24 protein-coding genes and 1 other annotated feature are annotated in these 23,044 nt (G+C 35.8%); of the genes, 9 read left to right on the top strand and 15 right to left on the bottom strand.

Going from position 1 to position 23,044, the window contains the following annotated elements:
* Positions 1 to 5: 5 nt before the first annotated feature.
* From opp3C to NHG49_RS06110, 3 genes are all read right to left on the bottom strand, one after another.
* Positions 6 to 1,022, bottom strand: coding sequence for an oligopeptide ABC transporter permease (gene opp3C / locus NHG49_RS06120; protein ID WP_064476816.1), 1,017 nt, complete (start codon positions 1,020 to 1,022; stop codon positions 6 to 8).
* Positions 1,019 to 1,948: an oligopeptide ABC transporter permease gene (opp3b, locus tag NHG49_RS06115; protein WP_063224613.1), complete on the bottom strand. Its 930-nt coding sequence runs from the start codon at positions 1,946 to 1,948 to the stop codon at positions 1,019 to 1,021. The genes opp3C and opp3b overlap by 4 nt, the downstream gene beginning before the upstream one ends.
* Positions 1,949 to 2,075: 127 nt before the next feature.
* On the bottom strand, positions 2,076 to 3,707 hold the full coding sequence (locus NHG49_RS06110; protein ID WP_258125615.1) for a peptide ABC transporter substrate-binding protein: 1,632 nt from the start codon (positions 3,705 to 3,707) through the stop codon (positions 2,076 to 2,078).
* Positions 3,708 to 4,026: 319 nt separating this feature from the next.
* Between NHG49_RS06110 and NHG49_RS06105 the strand changes: the two genes are divergently transcribed.
* Positions 4,027 to 4,407 carry a DUF3899 domain-containing protein gene (locus NHG49_RS06105; RefSeq protein ID WP_001044992.1) on the top strand — a complete coding sequence of 127 codons (381 nt, stop codon included), beginning with the start codon at positions 4,027 to 4,029 and terminating at the stop codon, positions 4,405 to 4,407.
* 105 nt (positions 4,408 to 4,512) lie between these two features.
* Positions 4,513 to 4,729 (top strand) — a binding site (T-box leader).
* Positions 4,730 to 4,803: 74 nt separating this feature from the next.
* Positions 4,804 to 5,793 (top strand): tryptophan--tRNA ligase, encoded by a 990-nt coding sequence (trpS, locus tag NHG49_RS06100; protein ID WP_000110999.1) that lies wholly within the window; start codon positions 4,804 to 4,806, stop codon positions 5,791 to 5,793.
* 205 nt (positions 5,794 to 5,998) lie between these two features.
* Here the strand turns inward: trpS and NHG49_RS06095 are convergent, their stop codons facing one another.
* The 7 genes from NHG49_RS06095 to NHG49_RS06065 form a co-directional block, all read right to left on the bottom strand.
* The gene (locus NHG49_RS06095; RefSeq protein ID WP_000966116.1) at positions 5,999 to 6,745 is read right to left on the bottom strand and encodes a YjbA family protein; all 747 of its coding nucleotides are present in this window, start codon (positions 6,743 to 6,745) and stop codon (positions 5,999 to 6,001) included.
* Between the two features lie 142 nt (positions 6,746 to 6,887).
* A complete protein-coding gene (locus NHG49_RS06090; RefSeq protein WP_064476818.1) occupies positions 6,888 to 7,676 on the bottom strand; it encodes a DUF2268 domain-containing putative Zn-dependent protease in 789 nt (262 codons plus the stop codon).
* Between the two features lie 106 nt (positions 7,677 to 7,782).
* Entirely contained in the window at positions 7,783 to 9,021 is a 1,239-nt protein-coding gene (gene fabF / locus NHG49_RS06085; RefSeq protein ID WP_000412643.1) for a beta-ketoacyl-ACP synthase II, read from the bottom strand.
* A 31-nt stretch (positions 9,022 to 9,052) separates the two neighbouring features.
* Positions 9,053 to 9,985, bottom strand: coding sequence for a beta-ketoacyl-ACP synthase III (fabH, locus tag NHG49_RS06080; RefSeq protein WP_001100551.1), 933 nt, complete (start codon positions 9,983 to 9,985; stop codon positions 9,053 to 9,055).
* 231 nt (positions 9,986 to 10,216) lie between these two features.
* Entirely contained in the window at positions 10,217 to 10,393 is a 177-nt protein-coding gene (locus tag NHG49_RS06075) for a ComZ family protein (protein WP_001986215.1), read from the bottom strand.
* A 53-nt stretch (positions 10,394 to 10,446) separates the two neighbouring features.
* Entirely contained in the window at positions 10,447 to 11,319 is an 873-nt protein-coding gene (locus NHG49_RS06070) for an NAD-dependent epimerase/dehydratase family protein (protein WP_141556093.1), read from the bottom strand.
* 29 nt (positions 11,320 to 11,348) lie between these two features.
* Positions 11,349 to 12,083 carry a lipase family protein gene (locus tag NHG49_RS06065; RefSeq protein WP_064476820.1) on the bottom strand — a complete coding sequence of 245 codons (735 nt, stop codon included), beginning with the start codon at positions 12,081 to 12,083 and terminating at the stop codon, positions 11,349 to 11,351.
* Between the two features lie 156 nt (positions 12,084 to 12,239).
* Between NHG49_RS06065 and NHG49_RS06060 the strand changes: the two genes are divergently transcribed.
* Positions 12,240 to 12,422 (top strand): YjzD family protein, encoded by a 183-nt coding sequence (locus NHG49_RS06060; RefSeq protein WP_001211113.1) that lies wholly within the window; start codon positions 12,240 to 12,242, stop codon positions 12,420 to 12,422.
* 37 nt (positions 12,423 to 12,459) lie between these two features.
* On the opposite strand, the gene clpB is transcribed toward NHG49_RS06060, so the two are convergent.
* Both clpB and NHG49_RS06050 read right to left on the bottom strand, forming a co-directional pair.
* On the bottom strand, positions 12,460 to 15,060 hold the full coding sequence (gene clpB, locus NHG49_RS06055; protein WP_258125614.1) for an ATP-dependent chaperone ClpB: 2,601 nt from the start codon (positions 15,058 to 15,060) through the stop codon (positions 12,460 to 12,462).
* Between the two features lie 211 nt (positions 15,061 to 15,271).
* A complete protein-coding gene (locus NHG49_RS06050; RefSeq protein ID WP_000531420.1) occupies positions 15,272 to 15,451 on the bottom strand; it encodes a YjzC family protein in 180 nt (59 codons plus the stop codon).
* Positions 15,452 to 15,942: 491 nt separating this feature from the next.
* Between NHG49_RS06050 and NHG49_RS06045 the strand changes: the two genes are divergently transcribed.
* From NHG49_RS06045 to NHG49_RS06035, 3 genes are all read left to right on the top strand, one after another.
* A complete protein-coding gene (locus NHG49_RS06045; RefSeq protein ID WP_071721617.1) occupies positions 15,943 to 16,752 on the top strand; it encodes a Cof-type HAD-IIB family hydrolase in 810 nt (269 codons plus the stop codon).
* Between the two features lie 105 nt (positions 16,753 to 16,857).
* A complete protein-coding gene (locus tag NHG49_RS06040) occupies positions 16,858 to 16,998 on the top strand; it encodes a hypothetical protein (RefSeq protein ID WP_000516816.1) in 141 nt (46 codons plus the stop codon).
* A complete protein-coding gene (locus tag NHG49_RS06035; RefSeq protein ID WP_000527398.1) occupies positions 16,999 to 17,196 on the top strand; it encodes a DUF3813 domain-containing protein in 198 nt (65 codons plus the stop codon).
* A 25-nt stretch (positions 17,197 to 17,221) separates the two neighbouring features.
* Here the strand turns inward: NHG49_RS06035 and NHG49_RS06030 are convergent, their stop codons facing one another.
* Positions 17,222 to 18,079 carry a YitT family protein gene (locus NHG49_RS06030; RefSeq protein ID WP_064476823.1) on the bottom strand — a complete coding sequence of 286 codons (858 nt, stop codon included), beginning with the start codon at positions 18,077 to 18,079 and terminating at the stop codon, positions 17,222 to 17,224.
* 100 nt (positions 18,080 to 18,179) lie between these two features.
* On the opposite strand from NHG49_RS06030, the gene NHG49_RS06025 reads away from it, so the two are divergent.
* Both NHG49_RS06025 and prsA read left to right on the top strand, forming a co-directional pair.
* On the top strand, positions 18,180 to 18,311 hold the full coding sequence (locus NHG49_RS06025) for a DUF3941 domain-containing protein (RefSeq protein ID WP_001120851.1): 132 nt from the start codon (positions 18,180 to 18,182) through the stop codon (positions 18,309 to 18,311).
* A gap of 130 nt (positions 18,312 to 18,441) precedes the next feature.
* On the top strand, positions 18,442 to 19,299 hold the full coding sequence (prsA, locus tag NHG49_RS06020) for a peptidylprolyl isomerase PrsA (protein WP_064476824.1): 858 nt from the start codon (positions 18,442 to 18,444) through the stop codon (positions 19,297 to 19,299).
* Between the two features lie 52 nt (positions 19,300 to 19,351).
* On the opposite strand, the gene NHG49_RS06015 is transcribed toward prsA, so the two are convergent.
* A complete protein-coding gene (locus NHG49_RS06015) occupies positions 19,352 to 20,206 on the bottom strand; it encodes a CvfB family protein (protein ID WP_064476825.1) in 855 nt (284 codons plus the stop codon).
* Positions 20,207 to 20,443: 237 nt separating this feature from the next.
* Here NHG49_RS06015 and NHG49_RS06010 point away from each other — a divergent pair, with 237 nt between their 5' ends.
* A complete protein-coding gene (locus NHG49_RS06010) occupies positions 20,444 to 20,935 on the top strand; it encodes a YajQ family cyclic di-GMP-binding protein (protein WP_061678717.1) in 492 nt (163 codons plus the stop codon).
* 861 nt (positions 20,936 to 21,796) lie between these two features.
* Here the strand turns inward: NHG49_RS06010 and NHG49_RS06005 are convergent.
* On the bottom strand, positions 21,797 to 22,681 hold the full coding sequence (locus NHG49_RS06005) for a helix-turn-helix domain-containing protein (protein ID WP_088048320.1): 885 nt from the start codon (positions 22,679 to 22,681) through the stop codon (positions 21,797 to 21,799).
* Positions 22,682 to 23,044 lie beyond the last annotated feature (363 nt).

Raw genomic sequence — 23,044 nt, 5'->3', positions numbered from 1 at the left:
CTCTTTTACTTACGCATTTTTGGATCTAACGCGTCGCGTAATCCGTCTGCCATTAAGTTGAATGCTAAGATTAACATACTGATGACAACCGCTGGGATGAACATCATATGTGGATACGTTTGAATTGATTTATAGCCATCGTTTACAAGAGAACCAAGTGATGCGAATGGTGGCTGAATACCTAAACCGATGAAGCTTAAGAACGCCTCACCAAACACTGCTGTTGGAATTGTAAACATTGTCATTACGATAATTGGTCCCATTACGTTCGGGATTAAGTGTTTTACAATTAATTGTGTGTTTGTTGCACCTAATGTACGAGATGCTAATACATATTCTTGATTTTTTAATTTCAGGATTTGTCCACGAACGATACGCGACATCCCTATCCAACCTGTAATCGCCATTGCTAGTGTAATTGACCATATACCAGATCCCATAATGATTACCATTAAAATAACGATGATTAAGTATGGAATACCGTTAATAATCTCCATAATACGTTGCATAATATTATCTACTCTACCGCCATAGAACGCTGAAATACCTCCATAAGCAACCCCAATTACTAAGTCAATCGCCGCTGCTAAAAGAGCGATATATAACGATACGCGTGTACCTTCCCATGTTCTTGTCCATAAATCACGTCCAAGATCATCTGTACCAAACCAGAAATACTCTTTAATGTCACGTTTTTCATATTGGTCAACACCATATTGATCTGTACCGTCAAATGGTAGCCAATGAACATTTTCAATAACAGGAATTTTCGGTGGTAATTTCGCACGACCTAAGTCTTGTTCTTTATAAGAATGCTTACTTACCATCGGTCCTAAAACTGCTAGTAGTATAATAAACGCTAATAAAATGAAACCGAACATTGCCCCTTTATGTTGGAACAAACGTCTTCTTACATCTTGCCAAAACGTTAAGCTTGGACGGGCAATGACTTCATTATCAACATTATTTTGATTGGCTTGTTGAAATAAATCTGGAGATAATTTTTGTACATCTTTCATCATTTTTTCCCTCCCGCTAAACGAATACGAGGATCAATAATTCCGTATAAAATATCAACAATGAAAATAACTAAGATGAAAATCGCACTATAGAAAATTGTAGTTCCCATAATAACTGTATAGTCATTCACTGTAATAGATTTAACGAACTGTTCCCCCAGTCCTGGTACAGCATATATTTGCTCAATAACTAATGTCCCTGTAATTAATCCTGCAACCATTGGTCCTAGAATTGTTACAACTGGAATTAATGCGTTACGAAGCGCGTGTTTAATAATGATAACGCCTTGGCTAATCCCTTTCGCTTTCGCTGTTAAAATGTAGTCAGCTTGCATAACTTCAATTAACTCTGCACGAGCAAAACGTGCGATTGTTGCGATAACTGCCATCGATAAAGCGATTGTAGGCATTACTGTAAACTCTGGTCCTTTCCAGAATGCTACTGGGAACCATCCGAGTTTTACCCCTACGAAATATTGTAGTAATGCAGCAAATACGAACGATGGTACCGACATCCCGAGTACGGAAATAATTGTCGCCCCATAATCGACCCACGTGTTGTTACGAAGTGCCGCAATGATTCCTAAAATTAAACCGATAAATGTTCCTAATATAATCGCTTGTAAACCAAGTTGCGCTGATGGTCCAATACGATCCACAATCATATCTGTTACTGGACGGTTATCATATTGGAATGATACCCCTAAATCACCTTTTGCTAAGTTACCTAAGTAACGTGCATATTGAACTGGTACTGGATCATTTAAACCATATTTTTCAAGAATGATTTCTTTTTGTGCCGGTGATAGTTTCTCCTGGTTTTTAAGCGGAGAACCCGGAAGTAATTTCATCAAAAAGAAAGTCAGTGTAGTAATTAAAAATAATGTCAAAGCCATGTACACGAAACGTTTTAATACATAACGTCCCATAGTCAAGCACCTCCCCGTTTTTCTCAAAAGCAATAAGATAGTTTAAAATATTCTTACTTTTATTTTTTTAAAATAAGAGCATATGCCCATCATAGGCATATACCCTTATTCATGATGGAAACCATTTTTAGTTTTTGAGTTCAACCCACTTATAGCTAAATTCTCCGCCATATTTATGTTCTAATAGGCCAGTAATTGAGCCACGTTGTAAATAAGCTTTTCCTGGTTGATATACTGGAGCAATCGCTGCATCTTCAAGCAGTTGTTTTTCTGCTTGTAATAATGCATCCCAGCGAACTTGTACATCAACTTCTGTTTTCGCTTTTTTAATTAAATCATCATACGCTACATTTGCGTAATTTACTTTGTTTTGCGCATTACCTGTCGTATACATTTCAAGGAATGACATTGGATCCATATAATCTGGACTCCATCCCGCGTATGACATTGCGTAATCTCCACTTGCTTCAAGTTTTAATTTTTGTGCAAATGGCTGCATTTTTGTTGAAACTGTTAAACCTGGTAAGTTCTTTTCAAATTGGCCTTTTAAATACTCTCCAATTTTTTTAGCATCATCAGTATCAAAGTTTAATAGCTCTAACTCTACTTTGTCTACACCAAGTTCTTTTTTACCAGTTTCCCAGTATTTTTGAGCTTCTTTAGTATCCTCTTTTATAAGCTTTCCGTTCTCTTCACGGAAGTCTTTTCCATTCGGACCTTTTGCTAAGCCTTTCGGAACAAAACCATATATCCCCTCTGAACCATCGTTTAAGATCACTTTTCCGATATTTTCACGTTCAAAGGACATTGCAATTGCTTTTCGGATATTTTTATTTGCTAAAAATTTATTCTTTTCATTTAAGCGAATAAATTGTGTAGATGGTCTCTTAATCGTTTTAAAGTCAGCATCTGATTTGTATTTATCTACAAACTCTGATGTTAACACGACACGATCAATCGCTTTCGTTTCATATAAATTTATAGCAGTTGAACGATCCTTAACAATATTGAAGTTTATTTCCTCAAGTTTTACTTCTTTATTTTCCCAATACGTTGGATTTTTCTTAAGTTGGAAACTTTGTTCATGCTTCCATTCATTTAATACGAATGGACCATTATAAAGTGTCGTATTGGATTCTAATCCAAATTTTGCTCCTTGTTCTGTTACAAACTTCTCATTCAAAGGATACAATGTTGGATAGACTGTTAAACTTACAAAATAAGGAACAGGGTTATCTAATTCCACTTCAAGTGTATGATCATCAATTGCCTTTACACCAAGTTCTTCAACTGGTAATTCTTTTTTGTTAACTTTCTCCGCATTTTTAACATCAAATAGTATGTAAGCAAACTTGGCACCCGTGTTTGAATCTACAGCTCTTCGCCAAGAATAAACGAAGTCTTTTGCTGTTACAGGTTCACCATTAGACCATTTCGCATCTTCACGTAACTTAAATACATACTTTTTGCCATCCTCTGATTTCTCATAAGATTTAGCGACACCTGGAACAAGCTTATCGTCTTTACCCAGACGATATAATCCTTCCATTGTATTATTCATGATGTTAGAAGATGTTGCATCTGTTGATAACGTCGTATCCATAGTTGGGATTTCAGCTGTCTCGGTTAGATTTAAAACTTGCTTGTTTGAGGATTTTTCTTTTGCGCCTGCTTTATTATCCTCTTTTTGGTAACTACAAGCTCCTAACATACTGACAGTCAACGTCGATGCAAGTAATAACGGTATCTTTTTCTTCATGTTGTGTTGCCTCCCCTAATTGCACTTCCTGTACCCTCACTTGTAAAAATGTAGAATTGAAAGAATAATCTCCAAGTTTCTACAATTTTCATTATACATATAATATAACAATTGTGAATATAGTTTTTTGTTTTTTTGTTAAAATTTTTAATAAAATGTTTATTTTTTTATTTTTTTGTAAAGGGATACGTTAACATTGCTACCATCATCTTGAAATCAGACCTTTAATTGCGTATAATTTTCAAAAAATTAATTCTAGTACATATTATAGCTTTTATAGTATAATAATTCTAGTAATATTTTGACGGAGGGGAACATTTTGAATAAAGTTTTTTTTCATACTTGTATACTAATTTTCATAGCGATAATTGCTTCTAGTATTGGCGCATTCCTCGTTTCATCGCAATTTTTGTTGAATTTTGTCAATATATCGTTTTATGTCGCACTATTTTTTATTCTTATAGGCGGTTTTTTATTCATATTTCAAAATGGATTTTTTAACGTAACAATTTACGCCTTCCAAAGAGTATTTGGTACGAACAAAAAAATTGAGTCTTTAATTGAAGAAGTAGAGGAACCTGTCGATAAGAAAGAACGTATTTATAAAACATATTCATTCAAATGGACGTATCCAATTTGCATTACCGGTATCGTTCTTGGGTTGTTCTCGACCCTCATTAGCTTTACTATTTTGATGTAGTTTGCAAACACTATCCCATATGATATAATAATCAGCAAAACATTTTGTTATAAAACTTTAGTTCTTTCATATTAAAGGAGCTTAGGTAACAATAAATACATTTATATGTATGCGATGATAAAGAAGAGTACATATTGAGGCAATTTCAGAGAGCTTGTGGCTGGTGTGAACAAGTAATTGCGCAGTATGGAATGGGCTTTTGAGCACCAAACCGAACCGAAAGTAGTAGGCTTTGGCGTTATATCCAAACGTTATTATGGATTAGAGAGATTTCACAGTAGTGAAATAATTAGGGTGGTACCGCGGTCCATTCGTCCCTATAGTTTTTGGGATGAATGGGCTTTTTTGTTTGCCTTCTCTTCCCCATCACGCATTCAAATTTAGGAGGAATTACTTATGTCAGTTATCTTTTCTGGTATTCAGCCGAGTGGAACGATTACACTTGGAAACTATTTAGGAGCTATGAAGCAATTTACAGAGCTTCAAAATGAACACGACTGTTATTTCTGTATTGTAAATCAACATGCGATTACAGTACCTCAAGATCCCGTACAACTTCGTAAAAACATTCGCAGTCTTGCTGCACTTTATGTAGCATGCGGCATCGATCCTGAAAAAGCTACTTTATTTGTACAATCAGAAGTACCAGCACACGCTCAACTAGGATGGATTATGCAATCAGTTGCTTACGTTGGAGAATTAGAGCGTATGACGCAATATAAAGATAAATCTTCTGGTAGAGATTCAGTTCCAGCTGGATTACTAACGTATCCACCATTAATGGCTGCTGATATTTTACTTTACAACACTGAAATCGTACCTGTTGGTGATGATCAAAAGCAACATATGGAATTAACACGCGATCTAGCAGAGCGTTTCAACAAACGCTTCCGTGAAGTGTTCACTGTTCCTGAAATTCGTATTCCAAAAGTAGGAGCTCGCGTTATGTCATTAACAGAACCTACGAAAAAAATGAGTAAATCTGATCCGAATCCAAAGGCAATGATCAGTATGCTTGATGAACCAAAAACAATTGAAAAGAAAATTAAAAGTGCTGTAACTGATTCTGAAGGTATCGTGAAATTTGATAAAGAAAACAAACCTGGAATCTCTAACTTATTAACAATCTACTCTTCATTCTCTGGAAAAACAGTTGAAGAAATAGAAGCAATGTATGAAGGAAAAGGATACGGAGACTTCAAAGGCGACCTAGCACAAGTAGTCGTAGAAGCAATTCGTCCAATTCAAGACAAATATAACGAACTAATCAACTCACCCGAACTAGACGAAATTCTAGACAAAGGTGCAGAAAAAGCAAACCGTGTTGCATTCAAACAACTACGCAAAGTAGAAAATGCAATGGGGTTAAGTAGAAAACGTAGGTAATGTATAAAGCGGAGGCGACTGTTTATCCCTGAAGGCTAAGGTTCTTTCCCACAGAAGGTGCTTTTTACCTTCTCGTGGGGAAGGTTCTTAGACGCGAAGGGCTAGGAGCCGGAGCTGGATTACTACCAAAAGCGGAGGCAGCTCGTTCAGAATGTTCGCTGGATCTAAGTTACAACAAATTAAAAAACCGCCAATTGGCGGTTTTTTAATTTACCTTTTGCTCGTTTTCCATTTCCCATAACTTTTCAAAAAATGGCTGTCCTTTTACGAGACGCTCGCATAATTGTTCGTGCTTCTCAGACCAGCCTGTTTTCGCTTCATCATACAGTTTAGCCCAAATATCTTCAAATTCCATATGTTGAACCATTCCGTATGCTGATGGATCCCACTCTGTGAACCAATAGCGAATTTCTGCTGTGTTTTTCGTTGTATGTAATTGATCTAACGCCATAAATAATAATTGTTTAAGCTGTCTTTCTTTACGAGTTAAGCCATTCATAATGAAAGGTGATGGTGATAAAATATGATGTTCTTTTTCCATTTCTTCTACTTGGAACTCATACTTTTCTGCTTGTACGTTTTCTACCATCTCATATACCATCTGCTCTTGGCGCGGTATAAGTCTGCTCTTTCGAATTGGTACATTGTAACCAATTGTGTCAATCGCAATAATTCCTTTTCCATCTGTAACAACAAAGCAATACTCTTGCTGCAAACGTTCATGATTTTTACGAATATATGCCTTATGATGTACGTCTTCCAACAATTTTTGCGGAAGCTCTAACAATTCGTCCTCGATGTAATGATATAATGTGGCATCTACTTTTAATAATGGCACTTGATCTAATAGCTCAATCGTATCATCTTTCCGCCATTCGTAAAAATGACAAACGTTATACCCATTCTCTTCACCTTCAAACCAATTTACCCATACATCATGTAGATATAACATTCACTACCCCTCACTTCACTACTGTTTGTATCAATCATTATGTTCAATTTTTCTTAACTTTATTCCACCTAAGGAAATATATTCTAATTATTATTTTTTCTTCTATTAATACTAAAAAAACAGGAAATAGAGCTCCTGTTTTTTATATATGAAATGTATTTGCTTTATTCAATATTTCTTTTGCATCTATAGATAATAAAGAAAGTGTATCTTCTCCTTCCAATGTTACACAATCTTTAACAATATGAAATCCAAGCGCATAGCCAAGCATCTTTGGATAAGAGTGAAATCCATTTAATAAGATGTCGTGCTCCCTTGTTCCTCGTTTTATACTTATTCTTTCATGTACAACATTTTTCCAATAATAAATAGCCTCTTCTTTTGAAAGATACATCGTCCACGGTGCATTGTTTTTTTCTGAATATCTTTCCGTTACCGCTTGCTCAGCTAGCCCTTCCATAATCATCGTATCAAGTAATGTATATTCTGTTTCTTTCGTCTCAATTTGATGTAACCTGCATATGTGATGATATTCATGCGCCAATAACACCTTTAATTCTTCCACCGAATTCCGTCCACATACGAATAAGAAAATAACGTGACGCATAGATAATCCAGCCCTACCGTTATACTCTTCTTGTACAGTTCGATTATAGGAATCTGATAATAAAATAAAGACAGGGACATCTGGACCGTTTAACCAGGTTTTCAGTTTCTCATACTCCGTACGTAACTCTTTCCAAACTTCCTTTTTCTCTAACTCTTTAACTTCTTGTTCTCCTCGTATAACTGGGCGGTACATACCTTTAGAAATTAAAAAGCGATACAACCTTTCTTTTGGCAACGGGATATACTTCGTAAACTTTTCACACAGCTTTTCTGGCCGTCCATAATATAGATGTAACCACTCAGCAGTTTCAATAATCCCCATCTTTATCCCTCCTTTTTCTTATGTATATGCAAAAGGAGAAAAAGGCGTAAAAATAAATAAGGAGTTTTTTCGTAATATGCTACGAAAAAACTCCTTATTTCATCTATTATTTATACGATTTAAATACTAATACTGCGTTATGACCACCGAATCCTAGTGAGTTACTTAATACTGCATTTACTTCTTGTTGTCTCGCTTTATTTGGTACGTAATCTAAGTCACATTCTGGATCTGGTGTTTCATAGTTAATTGTTGGAGGGATTACTCCGTCTGTAATTGATTTAATTGAGAAGATCGCTTCAACAGCACCAGCTGCTCCTAATAAGTGACCTGTCATTGATTTCGTTGAGCTAATTGCTACTTTGTACGCATGCTCACCGAACGTTTCTTTAATTGCCATCGTTTCATACTTTTCATTCGCATCCGTACTTGTACCGTGCGCATTAATGTAATCAATATCTTCTGGCTGTAGACCTGCATCTGCTAAAGCTTGACGCATTGCACGCACGCCGCCTTCACCACCAGGAGCCGGCATTGTAATATGGAATGCATCACCAGTTGCACCGTAACCAGCGATTTCCGCATAAATGTGAGCACCACGAGCTAATGCATGCTCTAATTCTTCAAGAATTAAAATACCTGAACCTTCACCCATTACGAAACCGCTACGGTTTTTATCAAATGGACGGCAAGCTGTTGCTGGATCTTCATTAAATGTTAATGCTTTCGCTGAACTAAATCCTGCAAATGCCATACTTGTTAACGGCGCTTCAGCTCCACCTGTTATCATTGCATCAGCATCACCACGCTGAATTGCTTTAAATGCATCACCAATTGAGTTTGCACCAGATGCACAAGCTGTTACAGAGCAAGTGTTAATTCCTTTTGCTCCTGTTGCGATCGATACTTGACCTGCTGCCATATCTGGAATCATCATCGGTACGAAGAATGGACTCACGCGGCGCGGACCTTTCTCAGTAAAAATCTTAAATTGTTCTTCGTATGTTTCCATACCGCCAATACCAGAACCAATCCATACACCAATTCGAGGTCCGTTTTCTTCTGTAATTTCAAGCTTTGCATCTGCAACTGCCATTTTCGCTGCTGCTACTGCATATTGTGTAAAGCGATCCATACGGCGCGCTTCTTTTTTATCAATATATTTCTCGACTTCAAAGTCGTTAATTTCTGCTGCTACTTTTGCTGGAAATAGTTCCGGATCAATTCTTGTAAGTCGTCCGATTCCAGATACACCCTTTTTAATGTTTTCCCACGCTGTTTCAACATCTGTTCCGATCGGTGTAACAGCTCCTAGTCCTGTAATTACGACCCTCTTTTTCTCCATACAAAATACACTCCTTTTTTTCTCTCAGTCCTTATTTACCCCAACGAAGAGCAACTGCTCCCCATGTTAATCCGCCACCGAAACCAACAAGTATAATTAAATCACCATCTTGAATACGTCCATTTTGCAATTCCTCTACCATTGCAATTGGAATTGAAGAAGCTGATGTATTACCAAACTTTTCAATTGTCATACTCATTTTTTCTTGTGGTAAATTTAATCTCTCTCTTGCAGATTCCATAATACGAATATTCGCTTGATGTGGTACTAAAAAATCCACATCCTCTTTCGTAAGTCCCGCTTTTTCTAACACGCGAAGACAGGAATCACCAAGTTGGCGAACAGCAAATTTAAAGACTTCTCTGCCGTTCATCATAACATACTCGTCTTGATAAAGATGCTTACCGCCACTTCCGTCTGCTCCTAATTCGAAAGATAGAACGCCTCTTCCTTCTGAAACAGCCCCCATTACGATAGCACCGGCTCCATCTCCAAATAGTACTGCTGTATTTCGATCATTCCAGTCTACAATTTTAGATAGTTTATCACTACCAACTACTAATACATTTTTATAAGTTCCCGTTTGAATAAATTGCTGCGCTGTAATCATTCCGTACATAAAACCAGCACACGCTGCACTTAAATCCATTGCGGCTGCGTGTTTTGCGCCAATGGCTTCTTGAATGACACAAGCTACTGCTGGGAATGCCCGATCTGGTGTTACTGTTGCCACTAAAATCAGATCGATATCCTCTCCGCTAATCCCGGCATCTTCAAGTGCTTTTTTAGAAGCCTCTACCGCCATATATGAAGTATCTATTGTATCATCGGCAATGCGTCTTTCTGCAATTCCCGTTCTCGTACGAATCCATTCATCAGATGTATCTACGATTTTCTCTAAATCGTGATTTGTGACTACTTTTTCTGGCACATATCTTCCGATTCCTAAAATGCCCACGTTCACATCGCAGCCCTCCGTTTTATATCAATTATTATGACTTGGTACTAATTTTAAAACATAAATGTATTTTTGTCTAGAATATATTTCAGCTCAAACATAAATCCAGCATTATTCACTTTATTGTTTATTAAAAGAAACAGAAACATACCTTTCCTGTTTCTTTTGAAATATAAAAAGGCCCGAACCGCTTCTATCCGCGGTTCGAGCCTCTCTTCCCTTCCAAAAAAGAAGGTTTTATTCTTTATCTGCTTTCCCAAGCTCATATGCTTCGTTCATAACTTTCATCAATAACTCTAATACTGGTTGTGCTTTCTCCATATCAAGCGCAATTCCATTATCATCTAAAATGGCCTTTGCTTCTGGTAAATGCTTCATTGCGATTTGTAAAAATTGCATGCTTTTCTCATTCATATTATGTTCTTCCTCTCCATTAAAACTTTCACATACATAGTGTAACACGCTCGCTATCCTTCGTATAACTCTTTATATTTTTTCATATGTGCCAATTGTTTATTTAAACCGTATTCTAACGGAGTATTTCTTTTTATCGAAATAACCTCGACAGTATCATCTCTTTCTTCCTCGCTCTTTTTATGCACTTTATCCGCTGCACGTAAAAGGTTCATACCTTTTTTCCATAATGACTTTTTACCACTAAGTAAATTGTATATGCCGAGATGCTCCTCGTTCATTCCATTTTCCCATAAGTATTCACATACATCTTCCACGTACAATAGATCACTTCCATTTTCCTCACTCGCATAATAGCACTCTTTCTCATCCAGTTCTGATAAAATGAGCTGATGATACATCATAAAAGATGGTTGCCATGGCCCATATAATGTAGGAACTCGAAATACACTATATGGTGCCTCTCCTTTTTTCAATCCTTCTTCCACTTTCGAAAATAAACGTTTACTTTCAGATTCATCTGCGTTTCCTACTTCAATAGAAGAAATTAGATTTAACTTTACTTTCTGTTCTGCACACAGTCTTATAATCCGCTTTAAATACTGTAATATAACTCTTTCATTCCGAAAGCCACTTTGTTGATTTGGCTCATACAAGCAAAAGTAAACCGTATCGAACTTCTCTCCTTCTACTGATCTCCATCCATCTTCATCTCTTATCGAATAATACGTAAATAACGCATTTCGTCCAATCAACAATAACTTCTCTTCATTAATTTTTGTCATGTTCTCGAATTCATCAAAATCAAGACCGTACACTTCTACTTCTTCTGCAATCATTTTATTCACAAGGTGATAACCTACAAACGTAAGTGCACCAATAATTAGCACGCGCTCCATACCACCAACCCTTTCTCCTTGAAACAAATAGCTCCTCATTTATGTATATGGGAGCTTCACAATTCTTCTTCATATTTTTTAAAGAAATCAGTCGTTTGCCTAACCATTTTATATTTCACATCTTGCAGATGGAATAAGACAGAAGTATCGCATTGATTGAATTGCCTCATTTTCTCATATTTACGTAACAACTGTTTTCTTCCTCTTTTTTCTTGTGTTGATACGAAAACTTTAACAGGTACACAAGACGGAAGAAGCGTAAATGATTTCTTATTTATTTTAGATTCTAATTCTTCTTCTTTGGAATCATACGCCAAACTTAACTCCTTCACTAATCTTTTGTAAAAAAACTTATGCTCTTTTTCAAACTCCACATATTCTGGTAAATCTAAACACGGATTTAACATAATGACAGAGCGTATACATTCAGGGTATTTGTTCATCATTTCAAGTGCTACAAGTGCACCCATACCATCTGCCATAATGTGCATTTTCGCATTTAATGTCTCTTTTCTCAAAACAACGTCATATAAGCGTTTTGCTAGACGAATAGATTGGTCGTTTCCCCAATGTCTTCCATATAAATTAGAGGAAAAGACCGTATAGCCTTCCGCAATAAGGCCATGTAAAAAATAAGACCTTCCTGCATGCTGTGTCCATAAACTTGTACCATTCTCAATAAAGTAGTTGTAATCACCGAGAAGCATAACAGAAAACCCATTTGGCTTCTCCGGTAAATAAATGACACATGGTTCTTTTTCTAAATAAAAAAAACGTTCCGTAATACTCATTTTTCCCCCGCCTTATTTTCTAAACGTATAAAAGTACTCTTCTATAATGTATGAACGGAATGCAAATTTGCGTTGAAAAATCTACAAATATTTTTCTATATTCTTTTTTCAATTGTGTTACAATAAGGACAGATTGAACGAATAGAGGTGTAAAATATGCGTTTCATTTGGGCATTAATTTGGTCGTTCGCGCTTGTACATATGATGAGCTACGTAATCGGCTCTATGACTGGCGGTACATACGATTTTAACCAAGCGTCTATTTTCTCAGTTGTTCTTGCGGTATTAGTACTAGCAATTTCAGCTACAATTCCAAACGAGCCAGTAGAACAACACTAAAAAAAGAGTCCGGATTTTATCCGAACTCTTTTTTATTTTACTTGACATGAACGACTAATTCGTTATTTTCTACATCAACAACTACGTGACTGTTATCAGTAATCGTTCCTGCAATTAATTCTCGTGCTAATTTCGTCTCAACTTGACGCTGTACATATCGTTTTAATGGACGAGCTCCGTACATCGGATCAAAGCCAGCTTCTACAACAAACTCTCTCGATGCGTCTGTTAATTCTACCGTAATATGACGGTCAGCTAAACGACCTTGTAATTCTTTTACAATTTTATCAACAATACCTTTAATTTCATTCGTTGTAAGAGGTTTGAATAAAATAATTTCATCGACACGGTTTAAAAACTCTGGTCGGAAATGTCCTCTTAATTGCCCCATTACAAGTTCTCTTGATTCCTCTTTAATGGAGCCATCTGCTTCTAATCCATCTAACAAATGAGCAGATCCTATATTTGAAGTCATAATAATAACCGTGTTTTTAAAGTCTACTGTACGTCCTTGAGAATCTGTAATGCGTCCATCATCTAACATTTGTAATAAAATGTTGAATACTTCTGGATGTGCTTTTTCGATTTCATCTAACAAAATAACTGAATACGGTTTACGTCTTACCACTTCTGTTAATTGACCGCCCTCTTCATATCCAACATATCCAGGAGGCGCACCAATTAAGCGTGACACAGCGTGTTTCTCCATATACTCAGACATGTCGATACGAATCATTTGCTCTTCACTGTCAAATAACGTTTGTGCTAATGTTTTTGCAAGCTCAGTTTTACCAACACCTGTCGGTCCTAAGAAAATAAATGAACCAATTGGACGATTCGGATCTTTAATACCAGCGCGCGCACGAAGAACTGCGTCTGATACAAGGCTTACCGCTTCTTCTTGACCGATAACACGCTCTGATAAAATTTGCTCTAAGCGTAGTAATTTCTCGCGTTCCCCTTCAACGAGTTTTGCGACAGGAATACCAGTCCATCGTGAAACAATATCCGCAATCTCTTCTTCACTTACTTCCTCACGTAATAAACGATTTTCCTGTTTATTATGTGCGCCCATTTCTTCTACTTCTTTTAATTCTTTTTCGATAGCTGGAATTTTCCCGTGACGAAGTTCTGCTGCTTTATTTAAATCGTAATTTCCTTCTGCTTCTTCTAACTCACGGCGCAGACGCTCCAAATGTTCACGTAAGTCACGCACTTTATGAATGTCTTCTTTTTCTTTCTCCCATTTCGCTCTCATACCACTTGCAACTTCTTTTAAATCCGATAATTCACGTTGCAACGTTTTCAGGCGTTCTTGGCTACCAAAGTCCTTCTCTTTTCCAAGAGCCGCTTCTTCAATTTCTAGCTGCATAATACGACGCGTTACTTCATCTAATTCTGTTGGCATAGAATCAATTTCTGTTCGAATCGTTGCGCACGCTTCGTCAACAAGATCGATCGCTTTATCTGGTAAGAAACGATCCGAAATATATCGATCTGATAAAACGGATGCTGCTACAATCGCGCGGTCATGAATATTTACACCGTGATAAATTTCAAAACGCTCTTTTAAACCACGTAAAATCGAAATTGTATCTTCAACAGTTGGTTCTTCTGCTAATACTTGTTGGAAACGTCTTTCTAGCGCTGGATCTTTCTCAATATATTTACGATACTCATCTAACGTTGTCGCCCCGATACAATGCAGTTCACCACGCGCAAGCATCGGTTTTAACATATTTCCTGCGTCCATCGCACCTTCTGTTTTACCAGCGCCGACGATTGTGTGAAGTTCATCAATGAATAATAAAATGCGTCCTTCGCTCTTTTTAATCTCATTTAATACAGCTTGCAGACGCTCTTCAAACTCACCACGGAATTTCGCTCCAGCTACAAGCGCACTCATATCTAATGCGAAGATTGTTCTATCTTTTAATCCTTCTGGTACATCCTTCTTCACAATACGCTGTGCTAATCCTTCAACGATTGCTGTTTTACCAACACCGGGTTCACCAATTAAAACCGGGTTGTTTTTCGTTTTACGTGAAAGAATGCGGATTACACGTCGAATCTCACTATCTCGACCGATAACAGGATCAATTTTCCCTGCTCTCACTTCCGCCACTAAATCACGACCATATTTTTCTAACGCTTCATAAGTTGCTTCTGGATTTTGACTAGTCACTCTTTGATTCCCCCGAACTGTCATTAAAGACTGTAATAAGTTATCTTTCGTAATATGAAATCTTGTAAGTAATTGATTTATATCGCCTTTTTCTTCAGAAAAAGCAAGCAGTACATGTTCAACTGAAATGTAGTCATCCTGCAATTTCTCTGCTTCTTTTCCTGCTCTTACAAGTAGTTGTTGCAGAGCACCTGTTATATATAATTTCCCTGCTTCTGCACCGCTTCCCGTTACAGAAGGTTTTTTCTTAATTAAACTTTCAGCGCCTTGCTTTAACGCTTCTATATCGACATTCATTTTTTGAAAAATACGTACTGCTAACCCATCTTGCTCTTCTAATAATGTAAACAAGAGATGAACAGTATCTACTTCTTGATGATGATGAGATACCGCTAAAGATTGAGCACTCATAATCGCCTCTTGTGTTTTTGTTGTCATTTGATTTAAGTCCATCTTTACAGTCCTCCAAATGTTTGACTTTCTTTGACCTTTGATTTGATTATACGCCAACTGACTTTTTTATACAATAATTTTGCTTATGTATTTTCAAACTTATTATTGGAAAAAGAAAAAAGGAACATTCATTATACAGTTGAAAAATATACGGTAAATGAAATTATAATTTGTAACGACAAAAAAGCCGCAATAATGATTGCGGCTTCTGTTACGGTTTTCTTTTATATGTCCACTGACGGTTATGATTCGCGTTATCTGGAAACTTTTCACCAGCAGTTAATTTCACCATTTGCGGATCTTTTACCATACTTCCTGTTTCACCAATTTCTACGTAAATACCATCGTTTGGCGCTTTTTGTCCAGAACGAAACCTGCGATTTTGTCCCATTTCCATTCTCCTTCCATGACGTCTTTGCCTCATTAGTATATCCATTTTAAAAGAAAGCTTTTCTGTCATGTTTAGGAAACAAGTACTACATTTCGTTCTTGTACATATACATGAATGACACAAGCTTAGGAAGGGATTTCTTTCCTATTTGTAGAAAAAAAGAAACCAACCTACTATAGGCCAGCTTCAAAGGAGAGTCAAACATATACGAGAAGATTACATGTTCATTATAAGCCTCATCATACGAGCAATGTAACCCTTTTCACAATTTGTACATAATGAAAGAAACATTGTTTGAACTTTCTAAAAAGATGTTGACTTTCCCTAATTTCCAGCGAGAAATAGTAGACACCGTAGCACTTTGCGACGTAAGATGGATATATAGTGAACTTTCCATCTTTGGTGTTCTCACCCAGTTTAACCTCTTATTTCTGCATATTAAAAACGGAAATACAGATAGAAACAAAAAAATTATTATAAGAGGTGAAATTATGAATAAACAGCATTTAATCGCATTAGACTTAGACGGCACTTTATTGACAGACAACAAAATAATTTCCACTCGAACGAAACATACAATTGCAAAAGCAAAGGAACAAGGACATATTGTCGTTATTTCAACAGGGCGTCCATTCCGTGCTAGTTTTGATTACTATAAAGAACTTGGTCTGAATACACCAATCGTAAACTTTAACGGCGCTTACGTACATCATCCTCTTGATTCAAAGTGGGGAACACATCACTCTCCCCTTGAGCTAGCAACAGCCCAAGAAATTGTCCGAGCTTGCTTTGATTTTGGCGTGAAAAATATATACGCTGAAGTAATGGATGATGTGTATGTTCGTGAAATTGATGAAGATAAAAAACATATTTTCGAATTCGGTTCTCCAAAGATTTTTACAGGAGACTTATTAAATACTTTAAACGATCATCCAACTTGCTTATTAATTGACGCACATGATGAGCATTCTAGTGCAATTCGTCAACATTTAACTGATATGCACGCTGAAGTAATCGACCATAGAAAATGGGGCGCACCTTGGCCAATTATTGAAATTGTGAAAAGCGGGTTAAATAAAGCTGTCGGATTACAAAAAATTTCTAGTCATTACAACATTCCACAAGAACGAATTATCGCTTTCGGTGATGAAGATAACGATTTTGAAATGATTGAATTTGCTGGTCATGGCATCGCAATGGGTAATGCAATTCCTGAATTAAAATCACTCGCAAATCATACGACATTAACGAATGAAGAAGATGGTATTGCGCTATATTTAGAAGAGGTTCTTGGATTATAATCTAAAAATTCCCTGCTTATAGTTTCTCGCCAAACGCTCATACTATTATTAGACGCAAAAGTCAGCGCGTCGATTGTTTTCAGCTAAATAAAGGGGGTTTTTCGAATGGGTAAAAAGAACAAATCAAAACGTTTTATCCAACAAGGAGCCGATGCTGTTATGAAGCATGATGCAAGATTCCCGTACAGAGGTACATTAGCTGAGGCAGAAAAAGCGAGAAGTAACTCTTCTTTTGGAGGGGTTTAAATGGGGAACTTACTATTCCAACAAGCTAGAGATGCCGTTGCAAATGCCGTATCTTGTTCAAGCGGTACTGAGCAACAAGATCTCGTATATAGGGCAAAAAATGCTTTGCACTCTGCTTATGCAAACTCTTCAACAGCTGAAAAAGTTCAGCTACGCGAAATGCAAGAGCAGTTGCAAAACATTACGAATTTACATTAAAAAAGAGGACCAGCTTTGGTCCTCTTTAATCTTTTCGAAATAATCCAAACACCCCGACCGTTTGCAGTACGTTTGTAAATGCACCTGGGTCCACTTGTTTAATAACCCTCTCTAATTCATACAGTTCATAACGAGTAATAACAATCATTAACATTTCCTTATTTTCATTTGTATAAGCACCTGTTGCTGGGATAGTTGTAATCCCCCTCACTAAGCGTGAATGAATCGCCTTTCGTACATCTGTCCCATTCTTCGTAACGATTAATGCTGTAATCTTCACATGCCGCGTATGAATCGCATCGATAATTCGAGTTGAAACATACAAAGTCACCAAAGTATATAATGCTTTTTCCCATCCATACACATAGCCAGCGGCGATAATGATCAGTGCATTAAAGAAGAAAAAGTACGTACCGACAGGCTTGTCTTTAATCTTTGATAAAATCATGGCGATAATATCTAAACCACCTGTAGAAGCCCCCCACTTCAACGCAATTCCTACTCCAATCGCTGAAATAATCCCGCCAAAAATCGCATTCAATATGATATCGTTCGAAACCGCCCTAACCGGGATAATTTCTAGAAACAAAGTCATAAATATAACGCAAAGAAAACTAAAGAAAGTAAAGGCCTTTCCAACCTTTTTCCACGCTAAAATAACGACGGGAATATTAAACAAACTAAACAACACCCCCGTTGATATGTGAATAGATAAAAAGTCACCTAATATTTGTGATAACAATTGAGATAATCCCGCAAAGCCACTCGCGTACACTTTCGCTGGCGTTAAAAATAAATTCATTCCAATCGCGTTTAACAAACCAGCGACGATTACAACGATTAACTTCTTTATAAGTTCGGTATAATTCAACTTCAAATCCATTTCTAATCCACCTTTATTATTCATGAATGCACTGCTATACATAGTCTTTACGAAAAAGGAAATGATAAACGTACAACGTTTAGAAATGGAGTTGATACATATGCCACATACGAGTGATAACGACAAAAAGGCACGCGATAATAACGCAAAGCGTACGCAAAAAAATGAGCAAGAACAAAAAAATATTCAGCAAGGGAAACGTGCCTATTCTAAAAAGACCGATCACCTTTGATTCCATCGTACATCAACAGTATTGTTGATGTACTTTTTTTTACATTTCACAGGAAAAAACATTAAAAATTCACTTCATGTTCACTTCTATATTCTACAATAGCGATAACATATTCGGATGAGGTGTTGGCATGAGAGGGAAACACATTTTCATTATTACTGCACTAATAAGTATATTAATGCTAGCTGCTTGCGGACAAAAAAATAGCTCAGCTACAGTCGCTACGGCAACAGACTCAACCATTACGAAGAGCGACTTCGAAAAACAGTTGAAAGATCGTTACGGAAAAGACATGCTATACGAAATGATGGCACAAGACGTTATCACGAAAAAATATAAAGTATCTGACGATGATGTAGATAAAGAAGTACAAAAAGCGAAAAATCAATACGGAGATCAATTCACAGCAGTACTAGAAAACAATCGTTTAAAAGATGAAGCTGATTTCAAAAATCAAATTAAGTTCAAACTTGCTATGAATGAAGCGATTAAGAAAAGTGTTACAGAAAAAGACGTGAAAGATCACTATAAACCAGAAATTAAAGCGAGTCACATTTTAGTAAGTGACGAAAATGAAGCGAAAGAAATAAAGAAAAAATTAGATGCTGGTGCTTCATTTGAAGAACTAGCAAAACAAGAATCGCAAGATCTACTATCAAAAGAAAAAGACGGAGACCTTGGATACTTCAATTCAGGCAGAATGGCGCCTGAATTTGAAACAGCGGCCTATAAACTAAAAGTCGGACAAATTAGCAATCCCGTTAAATCAACAAACGGTTATCATATTATTAAATTAACTGATAAAAAAGAGTTAAAGCCCTATGATGAAGTGAAAGACTCTATTCGTAAAAACTTAGAAGAAGAACGTATTGCCGATCCTACATTTAGTCACAAATTACTACAAAAAGAATTAAAAAAGGCAAATATTAAAATAAATGATAGTGACTTGAAAGATACGTTTACTCTTGCGCATGAGCAAGAGAATTAAAAAAGCACCGCCTTATTTTTACAGCAAAATAAGGCGGTGCTTTTTATTTAATTTACTTCTTAAAATACGTCCAACCTTCTTCTTGATAAATCTTTTCTTCTTTCATCAACTTACCAAGCGCGCGCTTAAATGCAGCTTTACTCATGTTGAAGCGTTCTTTAATGTCTTCTGGGTGGCTCTTATCCCAAAACGGCATTGCTCCGCCTCGTTCTTCCATATATGCATAAATTACAGCAGCATCATCTTCCATTCCTTCTTCTTTACGAGGAAGAAGTGAAATGTTAATTGTACCGTCATCTTTCACGTCAATAATACGGCCCGTTACACGTTCACCGATGCGGACTTGTTCTTTTCTTTCAGTATGGTGTAAGAAAGCACGGAAATGCTCATCAGTTAGTATGAATGAACCAACTTGAAGTGAACGATACACACGTCCATTTACGTTTTTATTACGCATAGATGGTGTCGCATCTACGATAATCTCTTGCATATCACTGTCTCTTGCCGGAAGAGCGATAAGTCGATCACGATTCGTTAATTTTAACGTGCAATATAATTCGTCTCCAACTTCAGGCCATACTGGCATATAAATTGGGAACTCGTCAGCTGGGATTAGTATATCTTTTGATACACCAATATCAACAAACACACCTAAACTAGGGATAACTTCTACAACTTTTACCCAGTTCCAATCAAAAGTTGTAATAAGTGGCTCCTTCATTGTTGCTGAAACACGATTTTGATGATCAAGGTATAAGAATACATCAATCGTATCGCCTTCTTCAATTTCCCCAACTAATTCGTTTTTATGTAGGAAAATTTCTTCTTCTTCATTCCCAACCATATATCCGATTTCCGTTTCGCGTAAAACAGTTACCTGTTCAATCGCTCCTAATTGTAAATACATATTTTTTAATTCCCTTCTATATATATAAAATTAACTTTTTATATTTTTATCATTCCAAACAAAAGTTAATTATAACACGATTTTTCCTTTATTTGTCCAACTGCCCAAAATTCACTATAATAAAATGAGGTTACATAAATATAAGTATGAAAACACTTAAGTCCAGACTCGTTTTCAGCTATACTTTAGTATGTACAGTACATAAAAAGATTAGAAATTTATTTGGAGGTGCTAACTATGGCAAAAGAGAGTTCTTTTGACATCGTTTCGAAAGTAGAATTACCTGAAGTAACAAACGCAATTAACATCGCATTAAAGGAAATCCAAAACCGATATGACTTTAAAGGAAGTAAAAGTGATATTAAATTAGAAAAAGAAGTACTAGTTTTAACTTCTGACGATGAGTTCAAATTAGACCAAGTAAAAGACGTTCTAATTGCTAAACTTGTAAAACGTAACGTTCCAATTAAAAACTTGGATTACGGAAAAGTTGAAGCAGCGACTGGTAACACTGTTCGCCAACGCGCAACACTTCAACAAGGTATCGATAAAGATAACGCGAAAAAAATTAACAACATCATTAAAGAAATGAAATTAAAAGTAAAAACACAAGTACAAGATGACCAAGTACGTGTTACAGCGAAAAGCCGTGATGACTTACAAGCAGTTATCGCAGCAGTTCGCAGCGCTGACTTACCGATTGACGTACAATTTATTAACTACCGCTAAAAAGAAAAACTCCTCTAATTAGAGGAGTTTTTCTTTTTGTCATATAGGAACAATATGACAAGGACAAGAGGGTATTTACGGTGAAAATTACTGAGCGAACAGAGTCTATTCATACGAATACCTTACAGGTGACCGCGTAGTTAGACTAGGTCTCATTGTAGAATTTTTTTATACATGGAATTGAGCATGCCCTTTTAAAAATAAGGAAAAGACTTCTTAGGACGTTTCCCTTCAACTTGAATCACTTTCCTTATCAATTGAATCCCAAACCAAAGTCACCACAACTACCTCCATAAACCAAAATCTCTCTCCCTAATCAAGCGTAACAATTTATGAGTATAAGAATATTTTCCACCCTTCAATGTAATGTAAAATTAATAAGGGATCTTATTTTGTGAAAAAAAGTTAATTATAAAAGAGTTAGAAGTGGTTATTTGAAGAAATTAATAATATGTTTTTTATTGGCTATATTCTCTCTAAATATTAAAGGATGTTCTAATAATATGACTACACTAAAGGATAAATCTAATTGCATTCACAAAGCTTGGTACAAAAAACCTATGTTATGTAATAATTTAAAGAAGCACTAAATAGTTGATGATAAAGGTCATAAAAAAACACTTTAAGTTGCCTTCCTCTTACTTGAACCATCTTAATTGTAATATGGAAGGAAAAGAAGTATAAGGTGTTAATAAGGATGCAGATTTCAAAATAAAAAGTACGTTAAGTAAACTTTCATTCAAAAATTCATATTAAGTAATAATATTTTAGAATCAAGTTTATAAAAAATATTAAGAGGTTTATAAGTGTAAAACCTACGGGAACTTTTCCTGTGGGTTTTATTGTACTATAAGTATTTATTTAGCAATTATGTTTTTCGAAATATTCTTCTTTAATTATTTGTAATTTTTTTTCGTTTTTTGTTAATTCAAATATAAATAACGCTTTTTTCATGTTATTAGCAACTTTTTCTTTATTAGATTGTTTAAGCTTTAATAAATTCGAACCTTTTTCATAGTATAGTTCACCCAATAAGTATAAAGTATTTAGATTAATAGCTAATTTGATACCCTTATCAATGTATTTTTTTGCTTCTTCGTATTGATATGTGTAACTTAAACATTTTGCTAAATTATAAATGATTTTTAATTTAATTTCTTTATCTCTAGGAAAATCTAGCTTATTAAAATTATTTAAACATCTTTTTAATATATTAATACTCTCTTTATATTCTTTATTTTCTGCATGAAATATAGCCATTGTCTGCATAATATCTATTTCTCTCTCTGTTAAAAAATCAATATTCGTTACAGTTATTTTTAATGCATTATTTAAAAGAGTTAAAGCCGTTTTTATTGAGTTATTCACACGATATATAGCAATTGCTTCATGCCATATTAGAAATTGTTTATCTTCTTTTATTCGAAAATTATTTAAGTTTTTTTCTTTTGTTACTATTTCATAAAGCTCTTTATATTGATGTTGTCTTATGCAATCCTTCATTACACATTTTACATTTTCTATATATTTAAATTTTTTGTTTTGAGTTAGTGCAAATATATTATTTGGATCAATACCAAGTCTTTCTGATAATTGATATAACAATATGCTAGATGGATAAATCACACCTTTTTCGATCTTGCTAATTTGACTTTGTGAACATATTCCATGACATAATTCGGATTGTGATATATTTTTTTTCATTCTAAGTTCTTTAATGGTAATACCCAAATCGTAAAATTCCATTTTTCCTCCTCAAATATAGCTCTCAATGAGTATCAGAATATTTTTCACCCTTTAATGTAATGTAAAATTAGTATAGTTGCAATTGTTGTTTGTTCTATAGGTCTTTTCACTTCTTTGCTCAGCTGCATTTCAAGGCGATAGCACTCCACACAAAAACAGGCTAGGGAGAAAGTTTTCTCCCTAGCCTGGGAATACCTCTCATTAGAGGCCTTTTCATACTCCTTAAAAGCAACGCCTTACCTTAAACTGAAGACGAGCTACTAAAGAACAACGCGACTCATTTCCGTCTCTTTTTAACCGCAAGTGAACTACCCACCACTTAATACCTCTTACGAGCTTACCCCGAGTGGGGGCTTCTCGGTT

Origin of the sequence: Bacillus sp. IBL03825 (assembly GCF_024712505.1) — a bacterium.
Lineage (GTDB): Bacteria > Bacillota > Bacilli > Bacillales > Bacillaceae_G > Bacillus_A > Bacillus_A wiedmannii.
The sequence above is the reverse complement of the archived record's forward strand: the minus strand, read 5'-3'. Positions and strand labels throughout refer to the sequence as shown.

Bases quoted from the DNA above. Each gene is read 5' to 3' on its own strand.
- opp3C (WP_064476816.1), bottom strand. From the start codon at position 1,022: ATGATGAAAGATGTACAAAAATTATCTCCAGATTTATTTCAACAAGCC.
- opp3b (WP_063224613.1), bottom strand. From the start codon at position 1,948: ATGGGACGTTATGTATTAAAACGTTTCGTGTACATGGCTTTGACATTA.
- NHG49_RS06110 (WP_258125615.1), bottom strand. From the start codon at position 3,707: ATGAAGAAAAAGATACCGTTATTACTTGCATCGACGTTGACTGTCAGT.
- trpS (WP_000110999.1), top strand. From the start codon at position 4,804: ATGTCAGTTATCTTTTCTGGTATTCAGCCGAGTGGAACGATTACACTT.
- NHG49_RS06095 (WP_000966116.1), bottom strand. From the start codon at position 6,745: ATGTTATATCTACATGATGTATGGGTAAATTGGTTTGAAGGTGAAGAG.
- NHG49_RS06090 (WP_064476818.1), bottom strand. From the start codon at position 7,676: ATGGGGATTATTGAAACTGCTGAGTGGTTACATCTATATTATGGACGG.
- fabF (WP_000412643.1), bottom strand. From the start codon at position 9,021: ATGGAGAAAAAGAGGGTCGTAATTACAGGACTAGGAGCTGTTACACCG.
- NHG49_RS06075 (WP_001986215.1), bottom strand. From the start codon at position 10,393: ATGAATGAGAAAAGCATGCAATTTTTACAAATCGCAATGAAGCATTTA.
- NHG49_RS06065 (WP_064476820.1), bottom strand. From the start codon at position 12,083: ATGAGTATTACGGAACGTTTTTTTTATTTAGAAAAAGAACCATGTGTC.
- NHG49_RS06060 (WP_001211113.1), top strand. From the start codon at position 12,240: ATGCGTTTCATTTGGGCATTAATTTGGTCGTTCGCGCTTGTACATATG.
- clpB (WP_258125614.1), bottom strand. From the start codon at position 15,060: ATGGACTTAAATCAAATGACAACAAAAACACAAGAGGCGATTATGAGT.
- NHG49_RS06050 (WP_000531420.1), bottom strand. From the start codon at position 15,451: ATGGGACAAAATCGCAGGTTTCGTTCTGGACAAAAAGCGCCAAACGAT.
- NHG49_RS06045 (WP_071721617.1), top strand. From the start codon at position 15,943: ATGAATAAACAGCATTTAATCGCATTAGACTTAGACGGCACTTTATTG.
- NHG49_RS06040 (WP_000516816.1), top strand. From the start codon at position 16,858: ATGGGTAAAAAGAACAAATCAAAACGTTTTATCCAACAAGGAGCCGAT.
- NHG49_RS06035 (WP_000527398.1), top strand. From the start codon at position 16,999: ATGGGGAACTTACTATTCCAACAAGCTAGAGATGCCGTTGCAAATGCC.
- NHG49_RS06030 (WP_064476823.1), bottom strand. From the start codon at position 18,079: ATGGATTTGAAGTTGAATTATACCGAACTTATAAAGAAGTTAATCGTT.
- NHG49_RS06025 (WP_001120851.1), top strand. From the start codon at position 18,180: ATGCCACATACGAGTGATAACGACAAAAAGGCACGCGATAATAACGCA.
- prsA (WP_064476824.1), top strand. From the start codon at position 18,442: ATGAGAGGGAAACACATTTTCATTATTACTGCACTAATAAGTATATTA.
- NHG49_RS06015 (WP_064476825.1), bottom strand. From the start codon at position 20,206: ATGTATTTACAATTAGGAGCGATTGAACAGGTAACTGTTTTACGCGAA.
- NHG49_RS06010 (WP_061678717.1), top strand. From the start codon at position 20,444: ATGGCAAAAGAGAGTTCTTTTGACATCGTTTCGAAAGTAGAATTACCT.
- NHG49_RS06005 (WP_088048320.1), bottom strand. From the start codon at position 22,681: ATGGAATTTTACGATTTGGGTATTACCATTAAAGAACTTAGAATGAAA.